The 20769-nt window shown below is 58.0% G+C and carries 23 protein-coding genes; 14 read left to right on the forward strand and 9 right to left on the reverse strand.

Features of this window, described 5'->3' with window-relative positions; translation table 11 throughout:
* A complete protein-coding gene (gene fliE / locus ACMV5I_RS21720; protein ID WP_046808515.1) occupies positions 1-315 on the reverse strand; it encodes a flagellar hook-basal body complex protein FliE in 315 nt (104 codons plus the stop codon).
* A 318-nt stretch (positions 316-633) separates the two neighbouring features.
* Here fliE and fliF point away from each other — a divergent pair, with 318 nt between their 5' ends.
* From fliF to sra, 14 genes are all read left to right on the forward strand, one after another.
* A complete protein-coding gene (gene fliF / locus ACMV5I_RS21725) occupies positions 634-2322 on the forward strand; it encodes a flagellar basal-body MS-ring/collar protein FliF (protein WP_414825241.1) in 1689 nt (562 codons plus the stop codon).
* Positions 2319-3311 (forward strand): flagellar motor switch protein FliG, encoded by a 993-nt coding sequence (gene fliG / locus ACMV5I_RS21730; protein WP_021180960.1) that lies wholly within the window; start codon positions 2319-2321, stop codon positions 3309-3311. Before fliF ends, fliG begins: the two co-directional genes overlap by 4 nt.
* Positions 3304-4002: a flagellar assembly protein FliH gene (gene fliH / locus ACMV5I_RS21735; protein WP_174334305.1), complete on the forward strand. Its 699-nt coding sequence runs from the start codon at positions 3304-3306 to the stop codon at positions 4000-4002. Before fliG ends, fliH begins: the two co-directional genes overlap by 8 nt.
* On the forward strand, positions 4002-5363 hold the full coding sequence (gene fliI, locus ACMV5I_RS21740; protein WP_196061878.1) for a flagellar protein export ATPase FliI: 1362 nt from the start codon (positions 4002-4004) through the stop codon (positions 5361-5363). The genes fliH and fliI overlap by 1 nt, the downstream gene beginning before the upstream one ends.
* An 18-nt stretch (positions 5364-5381) precedes the next feature.
* A complete protein-coding gene (fliJ, locus tag ACMV5I_RS21745) occupies positions 5382-5828 on the forward strand; it encodes a flagellar export protein FliJ (protein WP_024486398.1) in 447 nt (148 codons plus the stop codon).
* Positions 5825-7045, forward strand: coding sequence for a flagellar hook-length control protein FliK (locus ACMV5I_RS21750; protein ID WP_414825242.1), 1221 nt, complete (start codon positions 5825-5827; stop codon positions 7043-7045). Before fliJ ends, ACMV5I_RS21750 begins: the two co-directional genes overlap by 4 nt.
* 135 nt (positions 7046-7180) lie before the next feature.
* Complete coding sequence (gene fliL, locus ACMV5I_RS21755; RefSeq protein ID WP_202809912.1) at positions 7181-7672, forward strand: flagellar basal body-associated protein FliL; 492 nt, start codon at positions 7181-7183, stop codon at positions 7670-7672.
* A gap of 6 nt (positions 7673-7678) precedes the next feature.
* Positions 7679-8683: a flagellar motor switch protein FliM gene (gene fliM, locus ACMV5I_RS21760; RefSeq protein ID WP_121607164.1), complete on the forward strand. Its 1005-nt coding sequence runs from the start codon at positions 7679-7681 to the stop codon at positions 8681-8683.
* Positions 8676-9089, forward strand: coding sequence for a flagellar motor switch protein FliN (gene fliN, locus ACMV5I_RS21765; protein WP_021180953.1), 414 nt, complete (start codon positions 8676-8678; stop codon positions 9087-9089). Before fliM ends, fliN begins: the two co-directional genes overlap by 8 nt.
* Positions 9089-9493, forward strand: coding sequence for a flagellar biosynthetic protein FliO (fliO, locus tag ACMV5I_RS21770; protein WP_024486400.1), 405 nt, complete (start codon positions 9089-9091; stop codon positions 9491-9493). The genes fliN and fliO overlap by 1 nt, the downstream gene beginning before the upstream one ends.
* A complete protein-coding gene (fliP, locus tag ACMV5I_RS21775; RefSeq protein WP_059201113.1) occupies positions 9490-10245 on the forward strand; it encodes a flagellar type III secretion system pore protein FliP in 756 nt (251 codons plus the stop codon). Before fliO ends, fliP begins: the two co-directional genes overlap by 4 nt.
* A gap of 375 nt (positions 10246-10620) precedes the next feature.
* Positions 10621-10890: a flagellar biosynthesis protein FliQ gene (fliQ, locus tag ACMV5I_RS21780; protein ID WP_021180950.1), complete on the forward strand. Its 270-nt coding sequence runs from the start codon at positions 10621-10623 to the stop codon at positions 10888-10890.
* 2 nt (positions 10891-10892) lie between these two features.
* Positions 10893-11675 (forward strand): flagellar biosynthetic protein FliR, encoded by a 783-nt coding sequence (gene fliR / locus ACMV5I_RS21785; protein WP_046808336.1) that lies wholly within the window; start codon positions 10893-10895, stop codon positions 11673-11675.
* A 291-nt stretch (positions 11676-11966) separates the two neighbouring features.
* Entirely contained in the window at positions 11967-12092 is a 126-nt protein-coding gene (gene sra, locus ACMV5I_RS21790; RefSeq protein ID WP_098930689.1) for a stationary-phase-induced ribosome-associated protein, read from the forward strand.
* A 157-nt stretch (positions 12093-12249) separates the two neighbouring features.
* Here the strand turns inward: sra and flgL are convergent, their stop codons facing one another.
* From flgL to flgE, 8 genes are all read right to left on the reverse strand, one after another.
* On the reverse strand, positions 12250-13212 hold the full coding sequence (flgL, locus tag ACMV5I_RS21795; protein ID WP_141132474.1) for a flagellar hook-associated protein FlgL: 963 nt from the start codon (positions 13210-13212) through the stop codon (positions 12250-12252).
* Positions 13213-13273: 61 nt separating this feature from the next.
* Positions 13274-14926, reverse strand: coding sequence for a flagellar hook-associated protein FlgK (flgK, locus tag ACMV5I_RS21800; protein ID WP_141132475.1), 1653 nt, complete (start codon positions 14924-14926; stop codon positions 13274-13276).
* A gap of 141 nt (positions 14927-15067) precedes the next feature.
* Positions 15068-16009: a flagellar assembly peptidoglycan hydrolase FlgJ gene (flgJ, locus tag ACMV5I_RS21805; protein WP_414825243.1), complete on the reverse strand. Its 942-nt coding sequence runs from the start codon at positions 16007-16009 to the stop codon at positions 15068-15070.
* On the reverse strand, positions 16009-17109 hold the full coding sequence (locus ACMV5I_RS21810) for a flagellar basal body P-ring protein FlgI (RefSeq protein ID WP_021180945.1): 1101 nt from the start codon (positions 17107-17109) through the stop codon (positions 16009-16011). The genes flgJ and ACMV5I_RS21810 overlap by 1 nt, the downstream gene beginning before the upstream one ends.
* A 10-nt stretch (positions 17110-17119) precedes the next feature.
* Positions 17120-17773, reverse strand: a complete 654-nt coding sequence (gene flgH / locus ACMV5I_RS21815) for a flagellar basal body L-ring protein FlgH (protein ID WP_046808516.1) — start codon at positions 17771-17773, stop codon at positions 17120-17122.
* Positions 17774-17898: 125 nt separating this feature from the next.
* Positions 17899-18681, reverse strand: a complete 783-nt coding sequence (gene flgG / locus ACMV5I_RS21820; protein ID WP_021180943.1) for a flagellar basal-body rod protein FlgG — start codon at positions 18679-18681, stop codon at positions 17899-17901.
* Between the two features lie 17 nt (positions 18682-18698).
* Positions 18699-19454 (reverse strand): flagellar basal body rod protein FlgF, encoded by a 756-nt coding sequence (locus tag ACMV5I_RS21825; protein WP_021180942.1) that lies wholly within the window; start codon positions 19452-19454, stop codon positions 18699-18701.
* A 12-nt stretch (positions 19455-19466) separates the two neighbouring features.
* Positions 19467-20705: a flagellar hook protein FlgE gene (gene flgE / locus ACMV5I_RS21830; RefSeq protein ID WP_024486454.1), complete on the reverse strand. Its 1239-nt coding sequence runs from the start codon at positions 20703-20705 to the stop codon at positions 19467-19469.
* Positions 20706-20769: the final 64 nt, after the last annotated feature.

Raw genomic sequence — 20769 nt, forward strand, 5'->3', positions numbered from 1 at the left:
CTACACCGCCATATTCATCACGTCTTGATAAGCCGCAACCAGTTTATTACGCACCTGCACTCCCAGTTGCAAAGACACCGAAGACTTCTGCAGATCGACCATCACGTCGTTCAAACTGATACCCGGCACACCCAATTCAAAATTCTGTGCTTGCTGGCGCGCAGTTTGTTGAGTCTCGCTGATCTTACCGAGAGCCGCCTTTAACTCATTGGCAAAGCTTGCTCCCTGCACCGGATCGTTTTGTCGCAGCGCTCCGGCCTGAACTGCCGTGGCTTGCAACTGCTGCACCACTCCTTCAATACCCTGAATTGCCATCATGACCTCGTCACTTCATTCATACCCTATGGATTTCAAGCGGTGGCCTGAAAGACGGCGGGAAAACCGCGCCTTCATTCGCCTGCATGATCCCGATGCTGAACACCCTACCACAGTGTTTTCCGGTTAAAGCGGCTAATTAACTGCAAAAACACCGGTTTATCGGGCCATCAAAATTTGCCCCTAGAGCAAATAATGGCATGCCCAAAAATGGGGGCGCTTTTGTTAGGCCGTAAAGAACTGAGTATTCAGGGAGTCTGTTTTGTCATCACACAACAACGCTAGCCATACCTCGAACCCACCAGAGTGGGTACCAGCATGAATGGTGAAAGCCGTGATAACGGCCTGCTGGCCCTATGGAATCGCCTGCGTGCCAACCCTAAAATTCCACTGCTGATCGCAGCCTCGGCGACGATCGCCATCGTGGTTGCGCTGACGCTATGGGCCAAAAGCCCGGATTACCGCGTGCTGTACAGCAATCTCAACGATCGCGACGGCGGCGCTATCGTCACGCAACTCACGCAGATGAACATCCCCTATCGCTTTACCGAGAACGGCTCTGCGTTGATGATCCCGGCGGAGAAGGTGCATGAAACCCGCCTGCGTCTGGCGCAACAGGGGCTGCCTAAGGGAGGAGCCGTCGGCTTTGAACTGCTGGATCAGGAAAAATTCGGCATCAGCCAGTTCAGCGAGCAGATCAACTACCAGCGCGCGCTGGAAGGCGAACTGTCACGCACTATCGAATCCCTGGGGCCGGTACAGAATGCCCGTGTACATCTGGCGTTGCCTAAGCCTTCGCTGTTTGTGCGCGAACAAAAGAATCCTTCAGCTTCCGTAACGCTAACGCTGCAACCTGGCCGCACCTTGGACGATGGCCAGATCAATGCCGTGGTGTATATGGTGTCCAGCAGCGTGGCCGGTTTGCCGCCGGGCAACGTCACAGTGGTCGATCAGGCTGGCCGCCTGCTGACCCAATCCGACGGCACCGGGCGCGATCTCAATGCCGCACAGCTGAAGTACGCCAATGAGGTTGAGAACCGCTATCAGCGCCGTATTGAAGCCATTCTGGCACCGATTGTCGGCAGCGCGAACGTGCGTGCACAGGTAACGGCACAAATCGATTTCTCCACCCGCGAGCAAACCGACGAACAGTACCAGCCCAACCAGCAGCCGGATAAATCCGCGATACGCTCCAGACAGTTCAGCCAGAGTGAACAGAACGGCGGGCAACCGATCGGCGGCGTACCGGGTGCCCTTTCCAACCAGCCGAGTGCAGCACCGACTGCACCGATAGAAACACCAAAAACTACGGCTGCGGGCAATACTAATACTCCCGCCACGGCAAACAATGCCAATAACAGCACCCGTACCGGGGCTAGCGGTAACGTAGCGCAAAACAGTCGCCGTGATGAAACCACCAACTATGAGGTGGATCGCACCATTCGTCATACCCAGCACAAGGCTGGGGCGGTGGAACGCCTGTCGGTCGCCGTGGTGCTCAACACCCTGGGCACCGATAAGGACGGCAAACCGCTGCCGATGAGCAAAGAACAGTTGGCCCAGGTGGAATCGCTGGTCCGTGAAGCGATGGGTTACTCCAGCAGCCGTGGCGATACGCTTAACGTGGTCAACACCCAGTTCAACGATGTAGAGCAGACCGGCGGCGAGTTGCCTTTCTGGCAGTCACAGTCGTTTATCGATCAGTTGTTCAACGCAGGCCGCTATTTGCTGGTGCTGCTGGTGGCCTGGATCCTGTGGCGCAAGCTGGTTCGCCCACAGCTGCAAAGCCGTCAGCTCGCACAACAGGCCGCGATCACCGCTGCCAAGGCGCCAGCTAGCCGCCCGGCGGAGGCCAACAAACCAAGTCATGAAGAGCAGGCGCTGCATAAGAAATCACAGCAGCGCGTCAATGCTGAAGTCCAGGGCCAGCGGATCCGCGAACTGGCCGATAAAGATCCACGCGTGGTCGCCCTGGTGATCCGTCAATGGATGAGTAACGAACTATGAGCCTGACAGGTACCGAAAAGAGCGCCATCCTGCTGATGACGCTGGGTGAAGATCGCGCCGCCGAAGTCTTCAAACACCTCTCGTCACGGGAAGTGCAGCAGTTGAGTGGCACCATGGCCAGCATGCGTCAGGTGTCCCACAAACAGCTGGGGGAAGTCCTCCGCGAGTTTGAAGACGATGCCGAACAGTATGCCGCGCTGAGCGTCAATGCCAGCGACTACCTGCGCTCGGTGCTGGTTAAAGCCTTGGGTGAAGAACGTGCCAGCAGCCTGCTGGAGGATATTCTCGAATCACGCGAAGACACCTCCGGCATGGAAACGCTCAACTTTATGGAACCGCAGAGCGCGGCCGATCTGATCCGCGACGAACACCCGCAGATCATTGCCACCATCCTGGTTCACCTCAAGCGCGGCCAGGCGGCGGATATCCTGGCCCAGTTCGAGGAGCGCCTACGCAACGACGTGATGCTGCGTATCGCCACCTTCGGCGGTGTACAGCCAGACGCCCTGGCAGAGCTGACCGAAGTGCTGAACAACCTGCTGGACGGCCAGAACCTCAAGCGCAGCAAAATGGGTGGCGTCCGTACCGCCGCCGAGATTATCAACCTGATGAAAACCCAGCAGGAAGAGGCGGTTATCGGTGCCATGCGCGACTACGACGGCGAGCTGGCGCAGAAGATCATCGACGAAATGTTCCTGTTCGAAAACCTGGTGGAAGTGGACGATCGCAGCATCCAGCGCCTGTTGCAGGACGTGGAAAGCGAATCGCTGTTGATCGCCTTGAAAGGGGCCGAACAACCGCTGCGCGAGAAGTTCCTCAAGAACATGTCGCAACGTGCCGCCGATATCCTGCGCGATGACCTGGCCAACCGTGGCCCGGTGCGTATGTCTCAGGTGGAGAACGAACAGAAGGCCATCCTGTTGGTGGTACGTCGCCTGGCAGAAACCGGCGAAATGATCATCGGCGGTGGCGAGGACACCTATGTCTGATCGCCTCAACACCCTGCCCTGGCAGCCCTGGTCGCTTAACGACCTGGCGGATCCCAAACCGGTGCTGGAACCCGAAGCCCCACCTGAGGTGATCATCATCCCGCAGGATGACAGCATCAACGAACAGCAACGGCTGGAGATGCTGCGTCTGCAGGCCCAACAGCAAGGCCAGCAACAAGGCTTTGCCGAGGGCCAGCAGAAAGGCTATGACGCCGGTTTCCAGGCCGGGCTGGAGGAAGGCCGTCAGCAAGGCATTCTGGCAGGCCAACAGCAGCAGCAACCGATCACGGAACATTGGCAGCAGTTGGTCACCGAGTTCCAGCACACGCTGGACGCGCTCGACAGCGTGATTGCCTCACGCTTGATGCAGTTGGCCCTGACGGCGGCCAAACAGGTGATCGGCCAAGCGCCGGTGTGCGACGGCACCGCCCTGCTCGGCCAGATCCAACAGTTGATCCAGCAAGAACCGATGTTCAGCGGTAAACCTCAGCTGCGCGTACACCCGGATGATTACGAACGGGTGGAGCAGCAGCTTGGTGTCACCCTCAGCCTGCACGGCTGGCGGCTGCTGGCCGACGGACAGTTACACCCAGGCGGCTGTAAGGTCAGCGCAGAAGAAGGCGATCTGGATGCCAGCCTGGCCACCCGCTGGCATGAGCTGTGCCGTCTGGCCGCACCGGGAGAGCTGTGATGACCGTTCGTCTCGGCCGCTGGCTGAACTCGCTGGACAGTCTGGAAAAACGCATTGCCCGTGCGCCCGCGGTGCGCCGCTATGGCCGCCTGACCCGAGCCACCGGGCTAGTGCTGGAAGCCACCGGTTTGCAGTTACCGCTGGGGGCTACCTGCCTGATCGAACGCCATGACAGCGGTGTGGTGCAGGAGGTAGAAAGCGAGGTGGTTGGTTTTAACGGCCAACGGCTGTTCCTGATGCCGCTGGAAGAAGTCGACGGCATCGTGCCCGGCGCTCGGGTCTATGCTCGCGTCTCTCCTGAAGGGCAAAGCGCCAGCAAACAGTTACCCCTTGGTCCGGCATTGCTTGGCCGGGTGCTCGACGGCGCTGCCAAACCGCTCGATGGTCTGCCAGCACCAGATACCGGCTACCGCGCGCCGCTGATCACCGCCCCGTTCAACCCGTTACAGCGCACCCCGATCGAACAGGTACTCGACGTGGGCGTGCGCACCATCAACGGGCTGCTCACCGTGGGTCGCGGCCAGCGCATGGGCCTGTTCGCCGGTTCTGGCGTGGGTAAAAGCGTGCTGCTCGGCATGATGGCGCGTTACACCCAGGCCGACGTTATCGTGGTTGGGTTGATCGGCGAACGTGGCCGCGAAGTGAAAGACTTTATCGAAAACATCCTCGGCACCGAGGGGCGAGCCCGTTCGGTGGTGATCGCAGCACCGGCAGACGTTTCGCCGCTGCTACGCATGCAAGGCGCCGCCTATGCCACCCGTATAGCTGAGGATTTCCGCGATCGTGGCCAACACGTGCTGCTGATTATGGATTCCCTGACCCGTTACGCCATGGCGCAACGAGAAATCGCCTTGGCGATCGGGGAACCGCCGGCTACCAAAGGCTATCCACCTTCGGTATTCGCCAAACTGCCTGCGTTGGTAGAGCGTGCCGGTAACGGCATCACTGGCGGCGGTTCCATCACCGCGTTTTATACCGTGTTGACCGAGGGCGATGACCAGCAAGACCCGATTGCCGATTCGGCACGTGCCATCCTTGATGGCCATGTGGTTCTTTCCCGGCGCTTGGCGGAGGCGGGCCACTACCCCGCCATCGATATTGAAGCTTCGATCAGCCGTGCCATGACCTCGCTGATCGACGAGGAGCATTACCGGCGGGTACGTAACTTCAAACAGATGCTGGCCAGTTACCAACGTAACCGCGATCTGATCAGTGTAGGAGCCTACGCCGCAGGCAGCGATCCGCTGCTGGACAAGGCCATGACGCTGTATCCGCAGATGGAAGCCTATCTGCAACAGGGCATCTTCGAGCGCAGCGGCTACGACGATGCCTGCCAGCAGTTACAGCAACTGATTGTTTAACCACGGAGCCTGAGCACCATGAAACCACAATCACCGCTGATTATCCTGCGCGATCTGGCGCAGGATGCCGTAGAACAGGCCGCACAGCACCTCGGCCAGGCACGTCAGGCGCAACAGGCGGCGGAGCAACAGCTTGCCATGCTGCTCAACTACCAGGATGAGTATCGGCAAAAGCTGAACAACACTCTGTCTAGCGGCATGGGTTCCGCCAGTTGGCAAAACTACCAGCAGTTTATCGGCACGCTCGAGCAGGCCATCAGCCAGCACCGCCAGCAGTTGCTGCAGTGGAGCGAGAAGGTAGAACGGGCGGTCAAACAGTGGCAGGACAAACAGCAGCGGCTGAACGCTTTTGAAACGCTCAACACCCGTGCCCTCAGCGCCGAACTGATACTGGAAAACAAGCGTGACCAAAAACTGATGGATGAGTTCGCTCAACGCAGTTCACAAAGGAATCTAAACCCATGAATCTCAACGTTCTCTCTGGCTTGCCAGCGACCGCTGACGGCACGGAGACTGGCCTTACCGCGCTGTCGTTGGATGATGCCGGACTGTCTGCCAGCTTTGCTCAACTGCTCGGCGAGCGCTTCACGCCCGAAGGTCAACTGAAAGGCAAGCCGAACGTGGCCCAGCTACTGGCCGAAGATCCACAAATCTCGACCCTCAGCCGCCAACAGCTTAACCAACTGCTGACCTCGTTTAGCGATCGTGGCCGGTTGCTTGCCGCTCCGCAGGAACTGGATACGGCAGACGATAGCCAAACCCGGTTAACCAAGCGCGATGACGAACAGCCGTTGCACCCTGTCGATACTTTGGATACGGCCAGCTTGCAGGCCCTGTTTGCCATGCTGCCTGCCAACGTAGTGCAGTCGTTACCAGGGAATGGGGTTGCAACCGCCGCTGAGCCAAACGGGGACGAAGCGCCGCTGACAGGAGCTGCATCACTGTTAGCCACCCTGAGCGAAAAACCCGCGATATCCACTACCGGTCTGCCAGCGTCAAAATCGCAGCCGAACGCAGACGATAAATCCGCCTTGGCCGCCAAAACTGACGCGGCGGCGGTACTGTCTTCTCAGGCCGATGACAATCAGGATAGCGGCACCACCCCACTGAAACTGGCGGCTGAATCGGCGCAATCTACTGCAACGCCACAGCACGCGGCCCCTGCGCCAGTTTCCAGCCCGGTGACCGCCAGCCAACCCGTCAGCGCGACGGTGAGCGCACCGGCAACGCCACAGTTGAACGCTCAACTCGGCAGCCCGGAATGGCAGCAGGCGCTGAGTCAGCAGGTGCTGATGTTCCACCGTAACGGCCAGCAGAGCGCCGAGTTACGCCTGCATCCGCAGGAACTGGGTGCCTTGCAAATCACGCTGAAGCTCGACGATAACCAGGCCCAGTTGCATATCGCCTCGGCACACGGCCAGGTTCGTGCGGCGGTGGAAGCCGCGCTGCCCCAACTACGCCATGCGCTGGCGGAAAGTGGCATCAACCTTGGCCAGAGCAGCGTTGGCGGTGAGTCACTGCCGCAGCCGCAACAGTCACAGCAGCAGGCCTCTCACCAAGGCGGGCAGCCTTCTTACCGTGAACAACACGGCAGCGCCGAAACCGGTGTTGAAGCCCTGAGCGCCCCAGCGGCGCTGCAGGCGATGGCCCGTTCGGTCGACGGCGTTGATATTTTCGCCTGACGGCGTGCAAACGCCCAAGCTGGCACGCTTTTCCCCGCCTATTCTGGCTATTGCAGCCCGGAATAAGCGGGATAATAGCTTTACATGTATTGCGTGCTGCCTATCCGCACGCAGAGAACAGGATTTGGCTTAGTAATGTCTCAGAACCCCCTTCCAACAGCAGCAACAAAAAAACGTCCAATACTGGTGATCCTGCTGGTACTGATCGCCTTGGGCGCATGTGGTGCCGCAGGCTATAGCTGGTGGTTGATGCAGCAGCATAAGAACGGTCAACCCGCCGCCGAGGAAAAAAAACAGCCACCTCCGGCACCGGTGTTTATGCCACTGGATACCTTTACCGTCAATCTGGTGACGCCGGATAACAATCTGGACCGCGTGCTGTATATCGGCCTGACGCTGCGCCTGCCAGATGAAGAAACACGCCGCCGGCTGAACGATTTTCTGCCGGAAGTGCGTAGCCGTCTGCTAATGCTGCTTTCACGACAGGAAGCAAGCCAACTGGCCAACGAGCAAGGGAAACAGCAACTGGTGGCACAGATAAAAGACGTGCTCAGCCCACCGCTGGTTACGGGACAACCGAAGCAAGTGGTCAGCGATGTGCTGTTCACTGCCTTCATACTGCGGTAATTAACCATGGGCGACAATATTCTTTCACAGGCCGAGATCGACGCACTGCTCAATGGCGACAGCGCGGGGGATGAACCCGCCGCCGTCATCGGTCATGAAAACGAGGTCAAACCTTACGATCCCACAACCCAACGCCGCGTGGTGCGTGAGCGCCTGCAAGCGCTGGAGATCATTAACGAGCGTTTTGCCCGTCAGTTTCGCATGGGGCTGTTTAACCTGTTGCGCCGTAGCCCGGACATTACCGTCGGGGCGATCAAGATCCAGCCATACCATGAGTTTGCCCGCAACCTGCCGGTGCCGACCAACCTGAACCTGGTCCACCTGAACCCATTGCGCGGCACGGCGCTGTTTGTGTTTGCCCCCAGCCTGGTGTTTATCGCCGTGGATAACCTGTTCGGTGGCGATGGCCGTTTTCCTACCAAGGTGGAAGGCCGGGAATTTACACCAACCGAACAGCGGGTGATCAAACGCATGCTGCGCTTGGCGCTGGACGCCTACGGCGATGCCTGGAGCGCCATCTACAAGATCGATGTGGAATACGTACGTGCCGAAATGCAGGTCAAGTTCACCAATATCACCACCTCTCCCAACGATATCGTGGTAACCACGCCGTTCCAGGTGGAGATCGGGGCGCTGAGCGGTGAGTTCAATATCTGTATTCCATTCGCCATGATCGAGCCATTGCGCGAGTTGCTGACTAACCCACCGGTGGAGAACTCCCGCCAGGAAGACAGCCAGTGGCGAGAAACGCTGGTGAAACAGGTTCAGCACTCCGAACTTGAACTGATAGCCAACTTTGTCGATATCCCGATGCGCCTGTCGAAAGTGCTGAAACTCCAGCCGGGCGACGTGTTACCGATCGATAAACCGGAACGCCTGATCGCCCATGTCGACGGCGTACCGGTCTTGACCAGCCAATACGGCACCTTGAACGGGCAGTACGCCCTGCGTGTTGAACATTTGATTAACCCTATTTTGAATGCCCTGAGTGAGGAACGGCCCAATGAGTGATCCTAAACAACCGTCTGGCGAAGAGAAGGACTCCGTAGACGATCTGTGGGCTGATGCGTTTAACGAGCAACAGGCGACCGAAAAATCCGCCTCTACCGAAGGCGTATTCAAGTCGCTGGAAGCTCAGGATGCGTTGGGTAGCCTGCAAGATATCGATCTGATCCTGGATATTCCGGTCAAGCTGACCGTGGAGCTGGGCCGCACCAAGATGACTATCAAAGAACTGCTGCGCCTGTCGCAAGGCTCGGTGGTGGCGTTGGATGGTCTGGCCGGTGAGCCATTGGATATCCTGATCAACGGCTATCTGATTGCTCAGGGCGAAGTGGTGGTGGTCGGCGACAAGTTCGGCGTACGCATCACCGATATCATCACGCCTTCCGAGCGCATGCGCCGCCTGAGCCGCTGATGAACCCCAACGCCAGCGTGCAGACGCAAAGCACCCAGCAGCCCGCCGGTTCGGCGCTGCCCACCGGTTCGGTATTGATGCAGGTCAGCAGCGCGCTCGGCGCTATTTTGCTGCTGATCCTGCTCGCTGGCTGGCTGTTTCGCCGGCTGGGTTTTGCCCCGCAGGCCCGTGGCAATCAAAAATTGCTCAACCTGCGTGCCAGCTGTCAGGTTGGCCAACGCGAACGCGTGGTGGTGGTTGAAGTGGATAACACCTGGCTGGTGCTGGGCGTTACGGCTCAGCAGATCACCCCGTTGCACACCCTGCCCGCACCACCGGCACAGGAAGCAACCGACCATAAATCACCGGCAGATTTCCGCCAGTTGATGCAAAACGTATTAAAACGCCCGGATAAATCGGCATGAATCCCTTCTCCTACCGCCGGGCTTTTGGCCCGCTGCTGGCCGCTGGCCTGCTACTGCTCAGCCCTGCGGCTTTGGCACAGTTGCCGGGGCTGATTAGCCAACCTACGGCCAACGGCGGCCAAAGTTGGACGCTGCCGGTGCAAACGCTGGTACTGATCACCTCACTCAGCTTCCTGCCAGCGATGCTGCTGATGATGACCAGCTTCACCCGCATCATCATCGTGCTGGGGCTGCTGCGTAACGCCCTCGGCACTCCGTCGGCACCGCCCAATCAGGTGATGCTGGGGCTGGCGCTGTTCTTGACCTTTTTCATCATGTCACCGGTGTTCGACAAGGTGTACCAGGATGCCTACCTGCCGTTCAGCCAGGACAAGATCAGCATGGAGGTAGCGATCGACAAAGGTTCGCAACCGCTGCGCGAGTTTATGCTGCGCCAGACGCGGGAAAGCGATCTAGCCCTATACGCCAGGCTGGCTAACCTGCCCGCGTTGGAAGGCCCAGAGGCCGTCCCGATGCGTATTCTGTTGCCCGCCTATGTCACCAGTGAGCTGAAAACCGCCTTCCAGATTGGTTTTACCGTGTTTATTCCGTTTCTGATCATCGACCTGGTGGTAGCCAGCGTGCTGATGGCGCTGGGGATGATGATGGTGCCACCCGCGACCATCTCGCTACCGTTCAAGCTGATGTTGTTTGTACTGGTAGATGGTTGGCAGTTGCTGTTGGGATCGCTGGCGCAGAGTTTTTATAGCTAGATCGGTGTTGCCCCCTCGCCCTCACCCTAACCCTCTCCCCCAGGAGAGGGGACCGATCGAGTGTGCTGATGCCGTAGTGTTCTTGCCGAAAGTACAGAGACTTATCAAGAGCACCATTTAACTCTCTCTCCCCTCGACGATGGGACAGATCGAGTTTGTTGTTGCTTTAGTGTTCTCTTCGAAGGAGCACATGCTTACCAAGAGCACAGATTAGCTCCCTCTCCCCTCGAAGAAGGGACCTATCGAGTTTGTTGTTGCTTTAGTGTTCTTTCCGAAGGTGCACAGACTTATCAAGAGCACAGATTAGCCCCCTCTCCCTTCGGGAGAGGGTTGGGGTGAGGGGCAGAACGCAACCTCCCATATTGGAGAAAAGAGATGACACCTGAATCGGTAATGGCGCTGGGTACGGAAGCGATGAAAGTGGCGCTGGCGCTGGCCGCCCCGCTGCTGCTGGCCGCGCTGTTCAGCGGGCTGATCGTCAGCCTGTTGCAGGCCGCCACGCAGATTAACGAAATGACGCTGTCGTTCATTCCCAAAATTCTCTCCGTGGTCGCCACCCTGATCGTTGCCGGGCCGTGGATGCTCAACCTGCTGCTGGACTACATGCGCATGCTGTTCAGCAACCTGCCGAACCTGATCGGCTAACCATGCTGACCTTTGACAGCGCCCAACTCAGCGTCTGGCTCAGCCAGTTCTTCTGGCCTCTGCTGCGCGTCCTGGCGCTGATTAGCACCGCCCCGCTGTTCAGCGAAAAGCAGATCTCCAAGCGGGTGAAAATTGGCCTGGGCGGCCTGATCGTCTTGCTGATCGCCCCCACGCTGCCCACCAGCAATATCCCCCTGTTTTCCGTCACCGGCCTGTGGCTGGCCGTGCAGCAGATCCTGATCGGCGTGGCGATCGGTTTGACGATGCAGTTCGCCTTTGCTGCAGTGCGCTTGGCAGGTGAGGTGATCGGCATGCAGATGGGGCTGTCCTTCGCTACCTTCTTCGACCCCTCCGGCGGCCCCAATACGCCACTGCTGGCGCGCCTGCTGAACCTGCTGGCGATGTTATTGTTCCTCAGCTTCGATGGTCACCTGTGGCTGATCTCGCTGCTGGCAGACAGCTTCCATACCCTGCCGATCCAGGCACAGCCGCTGAACGGCAACGGTTTCCTGGCGCTGACCCAGGCAGGAACACTGATCTTTATTAACGGTATGATGCTGGCGTTACCGCTGATCTGCCTGCTGCTGACGCTGAACCTGGCGCTTGGCCTGCTCAACCGCGTTACCCCGCAGCTTTCGGTGTTTGTGATCGGTTTCCCGGTCACGTTAACCATCGGCATGTTGACCCTTGGCATGATGATGCCGATGCTGGCCCCCTTCTGCGAGCACCTGTTCGGTGAGTTTTTCGATCGGCTGGCGGCAGTGATCGGCGGTATGTCCCCTTAAAGCTGAGGTTAGCCGCGAGACAAACTAGCAGGGAAAGATATTTTCCGAGATAAAAAGTTGAAAAAGAGAAATTAACCAGATTTAGCGGCGATTATCCTGCCGGGCTTGAATAATAAAATACCCCCCTTAGAATGGCCTCATTAAATAAATCCCACGCCGTATAAAAAAGCGGTAAAAGACCATTAAGCTGGTCACGTGATTTATTAACACTAACGGAACACCAAGAAAATAAAATAACCGCACCTTATGGCGGCGGGACTTTATTTATCTCAATATAGCCAGGAGCATCAAATGAAAGCGAAAACTAACAGAAAAGCACGCAGAGCCTTGGGCATGGCGCATTGGACCACTAATCGCATTCAGATCACAGCGTCCGCCTGCGGAAAAATCTGGACCGTAGCCAAAAAGAAAAAATAATCTGTTTTTAATGCGTAGCGTTAAAAATAGTAAGATCACTTATCCAGCCTGAATATCCTGACGTTTCCCGCCGTTAAATCAGGCTGTGTAAAAACGGTACTGCGCTCTATATCCACGTTATAGGGCGCAGTGCCCTACAAGCGTGAATAACTATTTCTTATCTGTTTATTTGGAATAATGACATACCCTGCATATCGCTAAAGGTCTTATACGATGCCTGCAAAGCCGCCTGCTGCATATAGTAAGACGAAATCGCCTCCACCACATCCGCATCAACCAGCGCGGTCAGCTGATTTTGGTTAGCCGTATTGTTTTCGATACCGATGCTGTCCAGCACGTCCAACTCTTGCAACTGAGTCCCCAGCACCGCATTGGTGCTCAGCACGTTGTTATAGCTGTTATCCAGACCACGGGTTGCCTTATCGAGCGCCGCCGTCACCTGCTCACGGGTAGCCTCATCGGCCCCCTGCAGCGGGGTCTTCAACGCTTTCAACGCCATGTCGATGCTCTCGAACACGTTGGCTTCGGAAGGGCTGCCGTCCGGTTCGGGTTTGATATTGCTGGTCAGCGACATAAATATCGAGCTGCCGGTGTGGCCCACGGTCATGGTGCGGTTGGCGTCCACTTTCTGCTCAATGGCCGAGCTGCTGCCCTGGTAAACCACTTTGCCACCCTGCTCGACAAACGGGGCTTTGTCATTGGCAAAGCCAGCAAAAATAAAACGGCCGTTACCGTCGGTGCTGTTGGCCTGGCTGAGTAGCTGATCTTTCAGCCCCTGCAACTGGGTGGCCAAAGAGTCACGGTCATTGTCGCTGATCGTGCCGTCACCGGCGTTGACGATCAGCGTTTTCATGTCCTTGATGCCGTCGGCGGCGCTACGCAACACGGTTTCTTCCATCGAGATATTCTGACGGGCAAAGGTGCGTGCCAATGCGTACTGGCTGTTTTCTGACATCGACTGCGAGATCATCACCGCCTGTGACGCCGCTAACGGATCGTCCGAAGGGTAAAGCACGCGCTTGCCGCTGGAAAGCTGCTGCCCGGACTGCATCCACAGAGACTGATTATTGGTGACCCCCGACAGATTCTGCTGGTAGATCATGCTGGTGCTCATGCGCATGGGTTGGGTTCCTCACTAAGGGCATCCACAGCCGGCATACCGGCTGCGGTTAACGGTAAAATCAACGGATATTCAGTATGGCGTCAAACAACGAGCTGGCGGTCTGGATCACCTGCGCATTGGCCATGTAATACTGTTGGAAACGCAGCAGTTCGCCGTACTCTTCGTCCAGGTTAACCCCGGAGATAGACTGCTGTTGGGTTTGCAATTGGGTCACAATATTGGTTTGTGCGGTGGCGTTGACCTTGGCGGTAGCGGTCTGGTTACCCACGCTACTGACCAATCCGGCATAGGCGCCGCTCAAGGTTGCTTTGCCATCCACCACTTTGGCGGTTTGCAGATCGAGCAGTTTCTTGACGTTGTCATTATCGCCCTTACCGCCATCTTCCTTTCCTGCGGCAGCAAACTTGGCCGAGTCGCTGATAGCAACCTTCAGGGTACCGGCCACATCGCTAACCGGCTTCACGGTAAAGCTGTCATTCTTCTTCGCGTTGCCCGTCACGCCGATCTCCAGGCCATCAAAGCTCAACGTCGGTTTGCCATCCGCATCGGTGCCTGCGGTGGCAGGTACCTTGACGTTGTCGGACAGGCGCGTAACCTGCCAGTTGGCACCGTCAAACTCCATGCGGTAGTCGCTGGCCTTGACCTTGCTGGTGTCGGTAAAGGAGACCGACAGCGAGGCATTGCCGGTGTTGTTGGTATTGTTGACCGTACGCCCACCTGAGAAGCTGAAGAAATCTTCCCCCGCATCGCCGTTGATATCAAAGCCTTCGCGATGCTGCTGGTTAAAGCTATCGGCCAGCGCCAGGGCCAGTTGCCCCAACTGGTTGCGTGCGCCGTCCAACGATTCGCTACGGAACTTCAGCACGCCGCTGACGCTGCCGCTGCCAATCTGGCTTTCCGGGATTTCGTTAGCACCATTGCCGCGATCGTAACCGAGCGTCAGGCGGGACGGGTCTTTGCTGGAAGGCATCGCCGTCACCTGATAGGAGGAGTTGCCTTGCACCAGCGTCAAACCGTTGGCGAAGGTCACGGTATAGGCATCACCGTCCTGCTGGGTGACCTGAACGCCGACCACCTTGTTAAGCTCCGTCACCAACTGATCGCGCTGATCCAGCAAGGCGTTCGGCTCGCTGCCGCCGCTGCTGGCCCGCACCTGGGTGATTTCGTTATTCAGGCGGGCGATTTGCTGGCTGTAAGTATTGATCTGGTTGGCGCTGTCGCTCAGTTGCTGGTTGACGCCCGCATCCATATCGCGCAGATACTTGTCCGCATTGTTGAACTGATTCACCAGGCCGTTGGCCTTGCCTAACACGGTCTGACGGGCTGCGTCATCCCCGGCATTGCTGACGACGTTTTGCAGGTTTTTGAAGAAATCTTCCATCCCCGATGCCAGGGTGTTGGTTTTAGACGCCAGCAGGTTGTCGATCTGGGAGACTTTCTCGAAGTAGCTGTTCTGGGCCGAAGCTTCGCTTTGCGCCCCGCGCAGTTGGGTCATGATGAACTGGTTATACTCGCGATTGACCGTAGTCACGGTGGCTCCGTTGCCGATAAATCCGTTCATGGTGCCCAGGCCGCCGTTTTGCGCCAGGATCGCGGTTTGACGGTTATAGCCCGCCACGTTGTAGTTGGAAATATTATTACTGACGGTGCTAAGCGCAACCTGCGCCGCATTCAGGCCACTCATCGCGGTATTGATTAAGCTGTTGGACATAGAGGTTCCTTATGCTGCGGTGCCAGCGGCCCACAGAGGTCAAAAATTGTGCCGGGCGTTGCCATCCAGCCTGTTTGGGTTATCGGCCATCTGACGGCAAACTTGAGTAAAAAAATGGGCGCTGCATGCAGCGCCCGACGGCTAAAACAGATCCTGCAAATCGTGGGTATAGGCCTTGGTTACCTGCTCCCCAGCGCTTTTCATCTGCTGGATCATGCTGACCAGCTTTTTGGCATACAGCGGATCGGTCGCATAGCCGGCCTTTTGCAGCGCATGTGCCGCCTGCTCGGGGCTGCTGGCACTGGCAACGTTGGCGTAGCGCGGGTTGTTGGTCAGCAGTTTGACGTAATCCCCAATCGCTTCCATATAGGAGCCATAGACGCGGAAGCGGGCCTTGATCTTCTTCGCCACCCCTTCCTCGAACTCGGTAGTGGTGATCTCCGTCACTGGACCGTCCCAACTGCTACCGGCCTTGATACCAAACAGGTTGTAACTGCGTGAGCCATCCGCCGCCGGGATCTCGCGTTGCCCCCAACCAGACTCCAGCGCAGCCTGCGCCATAATCAACTGGTGCGGAATACCGCTTTGCTGGCTGGCAACCCGTGCCGGAATGGACAGCTGTGCCACAAAGTTACCATTGCTCAGCGGCAAGGGAGGCACCGAAGGTATTTTTGGCACCGCCCGGCGTACCATCTGTTCCAATGCCTGACGTGGTAAGGTCTGCAACACCTCGTTGTCCAGCGCCATCGGCACCGTCCCTGCGGTTTCGCTTGGGCGGCTGTTTCCGGCGGAGAGCCGCTTGACCATCATGTCCGCCAGCCCCAGGCCTTTCTGCGACATCTGTTGGGCGATCTGCTGATCGTACATCGAGGTATACAGCCGCGTCTGGTCGCTGCTCAACACGCCATCCTGCGGCAACGCCGCACGCATGCTTTTCAGCATCATCTGCACGAACATACCTTCCACCTGCTGGGCCACCTGCTTGATATTGCCCTGCGGATCGGCGGCAACATCTCGCTTCAAGCCATTCAGCGACTGGGTGTCATAGGCAGCACCCGACATAGCCATCAGATCGCTGCTCATCAGATAATTTCCAGTTTGGCACGCAGGCAACCAGCGCTCTGCATTGCCTGCAAGATAGACATCAGGTCGATCGGCGTCGCCCCCAGGGCATTCAACGCGCGAACCACGTTATTAAGGTTGGCGCTGGCGTTCACTTTTTGCAGTGAACCGCCCTGCTGCTGCACGGAAATCTGGGTATTAGGCGTCACCACGGTCTGGCCACCGCCGAATGGCGTATCCGGCTGGCTGACGGTGTTTTGCCGATCGACCACCACCGACAGGTTCCCTTGTGCCACCGCACAGGAATCCAGTACCACATCGCGGTTCATTACTACCGAACCGGTCCGGGAGTTGATGATCACTTTGGCATCCATCGCCCCAACGTTAATGCTGATATTCTGAATATCCGCCAGGAAGCGCACTTGCGAACTATTGCCGCGTGGCACCAGCACCTGCACGGTACGGGAATCGAGCGGAGAGGCGGTGCCGCCGCCGCGCTGGCGGTTGATGGCATCGCTGATCTGTTGTGCCAGAGTGAAATCATCGTCGTTCAGTTGCAGGTTGATCACGCCATCCTGGCCGAAGGTGGTAGGCAATTCGCGTTCGATGGAAGCGCCGTTGCTGATACGGCCACCGGCCAACTGATTGACCTGCACGCTGCTACCCCCGGAGGACGCACCGGCACCGCCGACCAGCACGTTACCCTGTGCCAGCGCATAGACCTGATTATCCACGCCTTTGAGCGGTGTCATCAGCAATGTCCCGCCGCGCAGGCTCTTGGCGTTACCCATTGAGGACACCACCACGTCAATGTTCTGCCCCGCACGGGAGAACGGCGGCAGCTTGGCGGTTACCATCACCGCTGCCACGTTTTTCAACTGCATGTTAGTGCCTGGCGGTACGGTGATCCCCAGTTGCGACAGCATGTTGCTCAGGCTCTGGGTGGTAAACGGGGTTTGCATGGTCTGGTCGCCAGAGCCGTCCAACCCCACGACCAGGCCGTAACCAATCAACGCGTTGTCACGTACGCCCTGTACCGTCACCAGATCGCGGATGCGTTCCGCCGTCGCGGGCAGGCAAACCAGCATCATGGACAGTGTGAGAAGTAACTTTTTCAACATCGGTCAATCCTTAGAACGGTGAAACATTTAAGAAGAAGCGCTGTAGCCACCCCATGGTCTGCGCTTCATTGATATAGCCGTTGCCGACGTATTCAATGCGTGCATCCGCCACCTGGGTGGACGTGACCGAGTTATTGCCACTGATGGTGCGGGGGTTAACCACACCGGAGAAACGGATGAATTCGGTGCCCTGATTGATGGCAATTTGCTTTTCGCCCACCACGTGCAGGTTGCCGTTGGCCAAGACCTGATTGACCGTGACGGTAATGGTGCCGTTAAAGGTGTTGTTAGCGTTGGCCCCGCCCTTGCCGCCGAAGGTGCTGTCGCCGGAGATATCCATGTCGGCGCGCGCGTTACCGAGCAGCCCGTCGAGGTAACGCGGTGAAGTGGCTACGCCAAATTTGCTGGATCCGTTGCGGCTAGCGTTGGCGGATGAGCTCTTGCTGGCGCTGACGTTTTCTTGCAGCACGATGGTCAGGGTGTCGCCGATATTACGCGGGCGACGATCCTCAAACAGCGGCTGATAGCCGTAGTTCATCGGCTGCACCGTCTGGAAAATCGAACCGTTCGGCACCGGAGCGCCTGCCGGAGCGGGCTGAGCCGTGGTAGCCCCGTCAACCAGGGGGGTATGCGGAATATAGGCACAGCCGCCGACTGTCAGCATCAGCAGCCCGGCCAGGACGCGTTTGCCTTGCTGCGGCACGCTGGCCGCTAAAAAGGTGGTTACCACGGGTATCGCCTTTGTTGCTCTGGATAAGGATTACGGGCGCAGCAGGCTGCGCCCGTCGATTACAGTTGCGTCAGCTTTTGCAGCATCTGGTCAGACGTTGATACCGCTTTGCTGTTGATCTCATAGGCGCGCTGGGTCTGGATCATGTTGACCAGCTCTTCCGCCACGTTGACGTTAGAGGTTTCAACATAACCCTGATACAACAGGCCTGCCCCGTTGAGGCCGGGGGTACTTTCGTTAGGCGCGCCGGAGCTTTCGGTTTCCTGGTACAGGTTTTCACCCATGCTTTCCAGACCGCTATCGTTGATAAAGGTGGTCAACGTCAGTTGCCCGACCTGCTGCGCCGCCGTCTGGCCCTGCTGGGTCACGCTGACGATGCCATCACGGCCCACGGTAATGCTCAGGGCGTTGGCCGGAATGGTGATCGCCGGTTGTACCTGAAAACCACTGGCGGTTACCAACTGGCCATTCTGATCGATCTGGAATGAACCATCGCGGGTATAGGCCTGGGTGCCATCCGGCAACACCACCTGGAAGAAGCCCTGCCCCTTGATCGCCACGTCTTTGCTGTTGTTGGTCTGCGACAGGTTGCCCTGGCTGTGGATGCGCTCGGTCGCCACCGGACGTACGCCGGTACCAATCTGCAAACCGGAAGGCAGCGTGGTCTGCTCGGAAGACTGAGCCCCGGGCTGACGCATGGTCTGGTACAGCAGATCTTCAAACACCGCACGCTGGCGTTTAAACCCGTTGGTACTGACGTTCGCCAGGTTGTTGGCGATCACGTCCATATTGGTCTGCTGCGCATCCAGACCGGTTTTGGCAATCCATAAGGATGGGATCATGATTTATTCCTCTGCACTCAGCTCATTGACAGCAATGAGTTGGCGCGCTGTGCGTTTTCATCCACGCTGTGGATGACCTTCATTTGCATTTCGAACCGGCGGGCGTTGGCGATCATATCCACCATCGTCTCCAGCGGTTTGACGTTGCTGCCCTCCAACACCCCCGGCATGATCCGCACATCAGGATCGTTCGGTAGTTGGTTGCCACGCTGCTGCTGAGCCTCGGCAGTCAGATGGAACAGGCCGTCGTCCCCGCGCACCACTTCCCGAGCATCGGCCTTCACCAGCTTCAAGCGGCCAATCTGGGAAATGGTGTTAGGCGGATCGCCCGGATTTAACGCCGAGATGGTGCCGTCCGCCGCCAGCGTCAGTTCTGCCTGCGGCGGGGCTTCGATTGGCCCGCCATCGCCCATCAGCGGCACACCCTGCACCATCAACTGCCCGGTGGAGGAGATCTGGATGCTGCCGTTACGGCTGTAGGCTTCGGTGCCGTCCGGCAGCCTTAGCGCCAGAAAGCCATCCTGCTGCAATGCCACATCCAGTGGCCGCCCGGTGTAGTTCAGCGGCCCTTGGCTCATGTCAGCCCCCGGCGTCGAAGCTGCCACCAGCGTCCGCGTCTGCATGCTTGGCCCATCAACCGGCACCGCACGCAGTGCCGAAAGCTGTGCGCGGAACCCCGGCGTGGAGGCGTTGGCCAGGTTGTTGGCCGTGACCGACTGCTGCTCCAGCGTCTGCCGGGCTCCACCCATCGCGGTATAAATCGCGTGATCCATAAATCAATCCTATTAGCGCAGGCTGACCAGCGTTTGCAGGATCGAATCCTGGGTTTTGATGGTTTGCGCGTTTGACTGGTAGTTACGCTGCGCGACGATCATGTTTACCAGTTCCTGACTCAGATCGACGTTGGAAGACTCCAGCGCTCCGCTGGTCAGTGAACCGAAACCGCCGCCGCCCGCCAGGCCCACACGTGGCTGACCTGAAGCACCGGTCTCCTTCCAGACGTTATCGCCCTGTGCGGCCAGCCCTTCCGGGTTGGAGAAGTTGGTCAACACGATCTGCCCCAGCAACTGGGTCTGCTGGTTGTTGTATACCCCGACCACGGTGCCATCTTTGTTGATCTGGAAACCCTGGTATTCCCCGGTGGCATAGCCGTCCTGGGAAATCTTGCTGACAGAGTCACTGCCGACGTTCTGTTGCAGACTACCGGCAAAGCTCAGGTTAAAGTTTTGCGCCAGCGCGCCGTCTTTAGCCGACATTGGCACGACCAGGTTGAATGGCGTGGTGCTTGGCTGACCCTGCGCATTCAGCGTGCCGGTCAGCGTACCGCTGTTGTCAAAGTTCAGGCTGCCCGCTTTGGCCGACGGAGCACCCGTCACGCTGCCGTCCTGGGTGTAAACGTCCCACTTGTTATCCGCCGTTTTCACAAAGTAGGCGTTGATGTTGTGAGCGTTGCCCAGGGTGTCATAGGTGGTAATGGTGTTGACGTAGTTAAACGAGTCGGTCTTGTTGGGATCGAACGGCGTCACCGCCGGTGGCTTATGGGTCGATTTCAGGTTGGCCACCATATTGCCGCTGGTGCTGGCTTTGGCGTTCATCATGCCTTCAGGAATGCTCAGCGGTACCGGATCGGCCCCCTGCTGGATGGTGGGCGGCGAGCCAGCCGCCGGGTAGCCGGTCAGGCTCAACCCTTGCATGTTGGTGATGTTGCGGTTGGCATCCATGATGAACTGCCCATTACGCGTATAGAAGATGCCGCCATCGGCGTCTTGCATACGGAAGAAGCCGTTCTGGCTGATGGCGATATCCATTGCCCGGTTGGTGTTGGTGGTAGTACCGCCGTTGAAGTTCTGGGTGATCCCCGCCACTTTCACCCCCAGCCCGACCTGCGAGCCGGCAAACATATCGGCAAAGGATACGCTGCCAGATTTAAAGCCGTAGGTGGCGGAGTTGGCGATGTTGTTACCAATCACATCCAGGTTGGTTGCAGCCGCGTTTAAACCGCTGACCGCTTGAGAAAAAGCCATGTCGTTCTCCGAAATAGGTCATTTAAAAAGGTGTCTTCAGGATCGCGTGATCCATTGCCGACGT

Source organism: Serratia sp. T13T92, assembly GCF_047530105.1.
GTDB lineage: Bacteria > Pseudomonadota > Gammaproteobacteria > Enterobacterales > Enterobacteriaceae > Chania > Chania fonticola.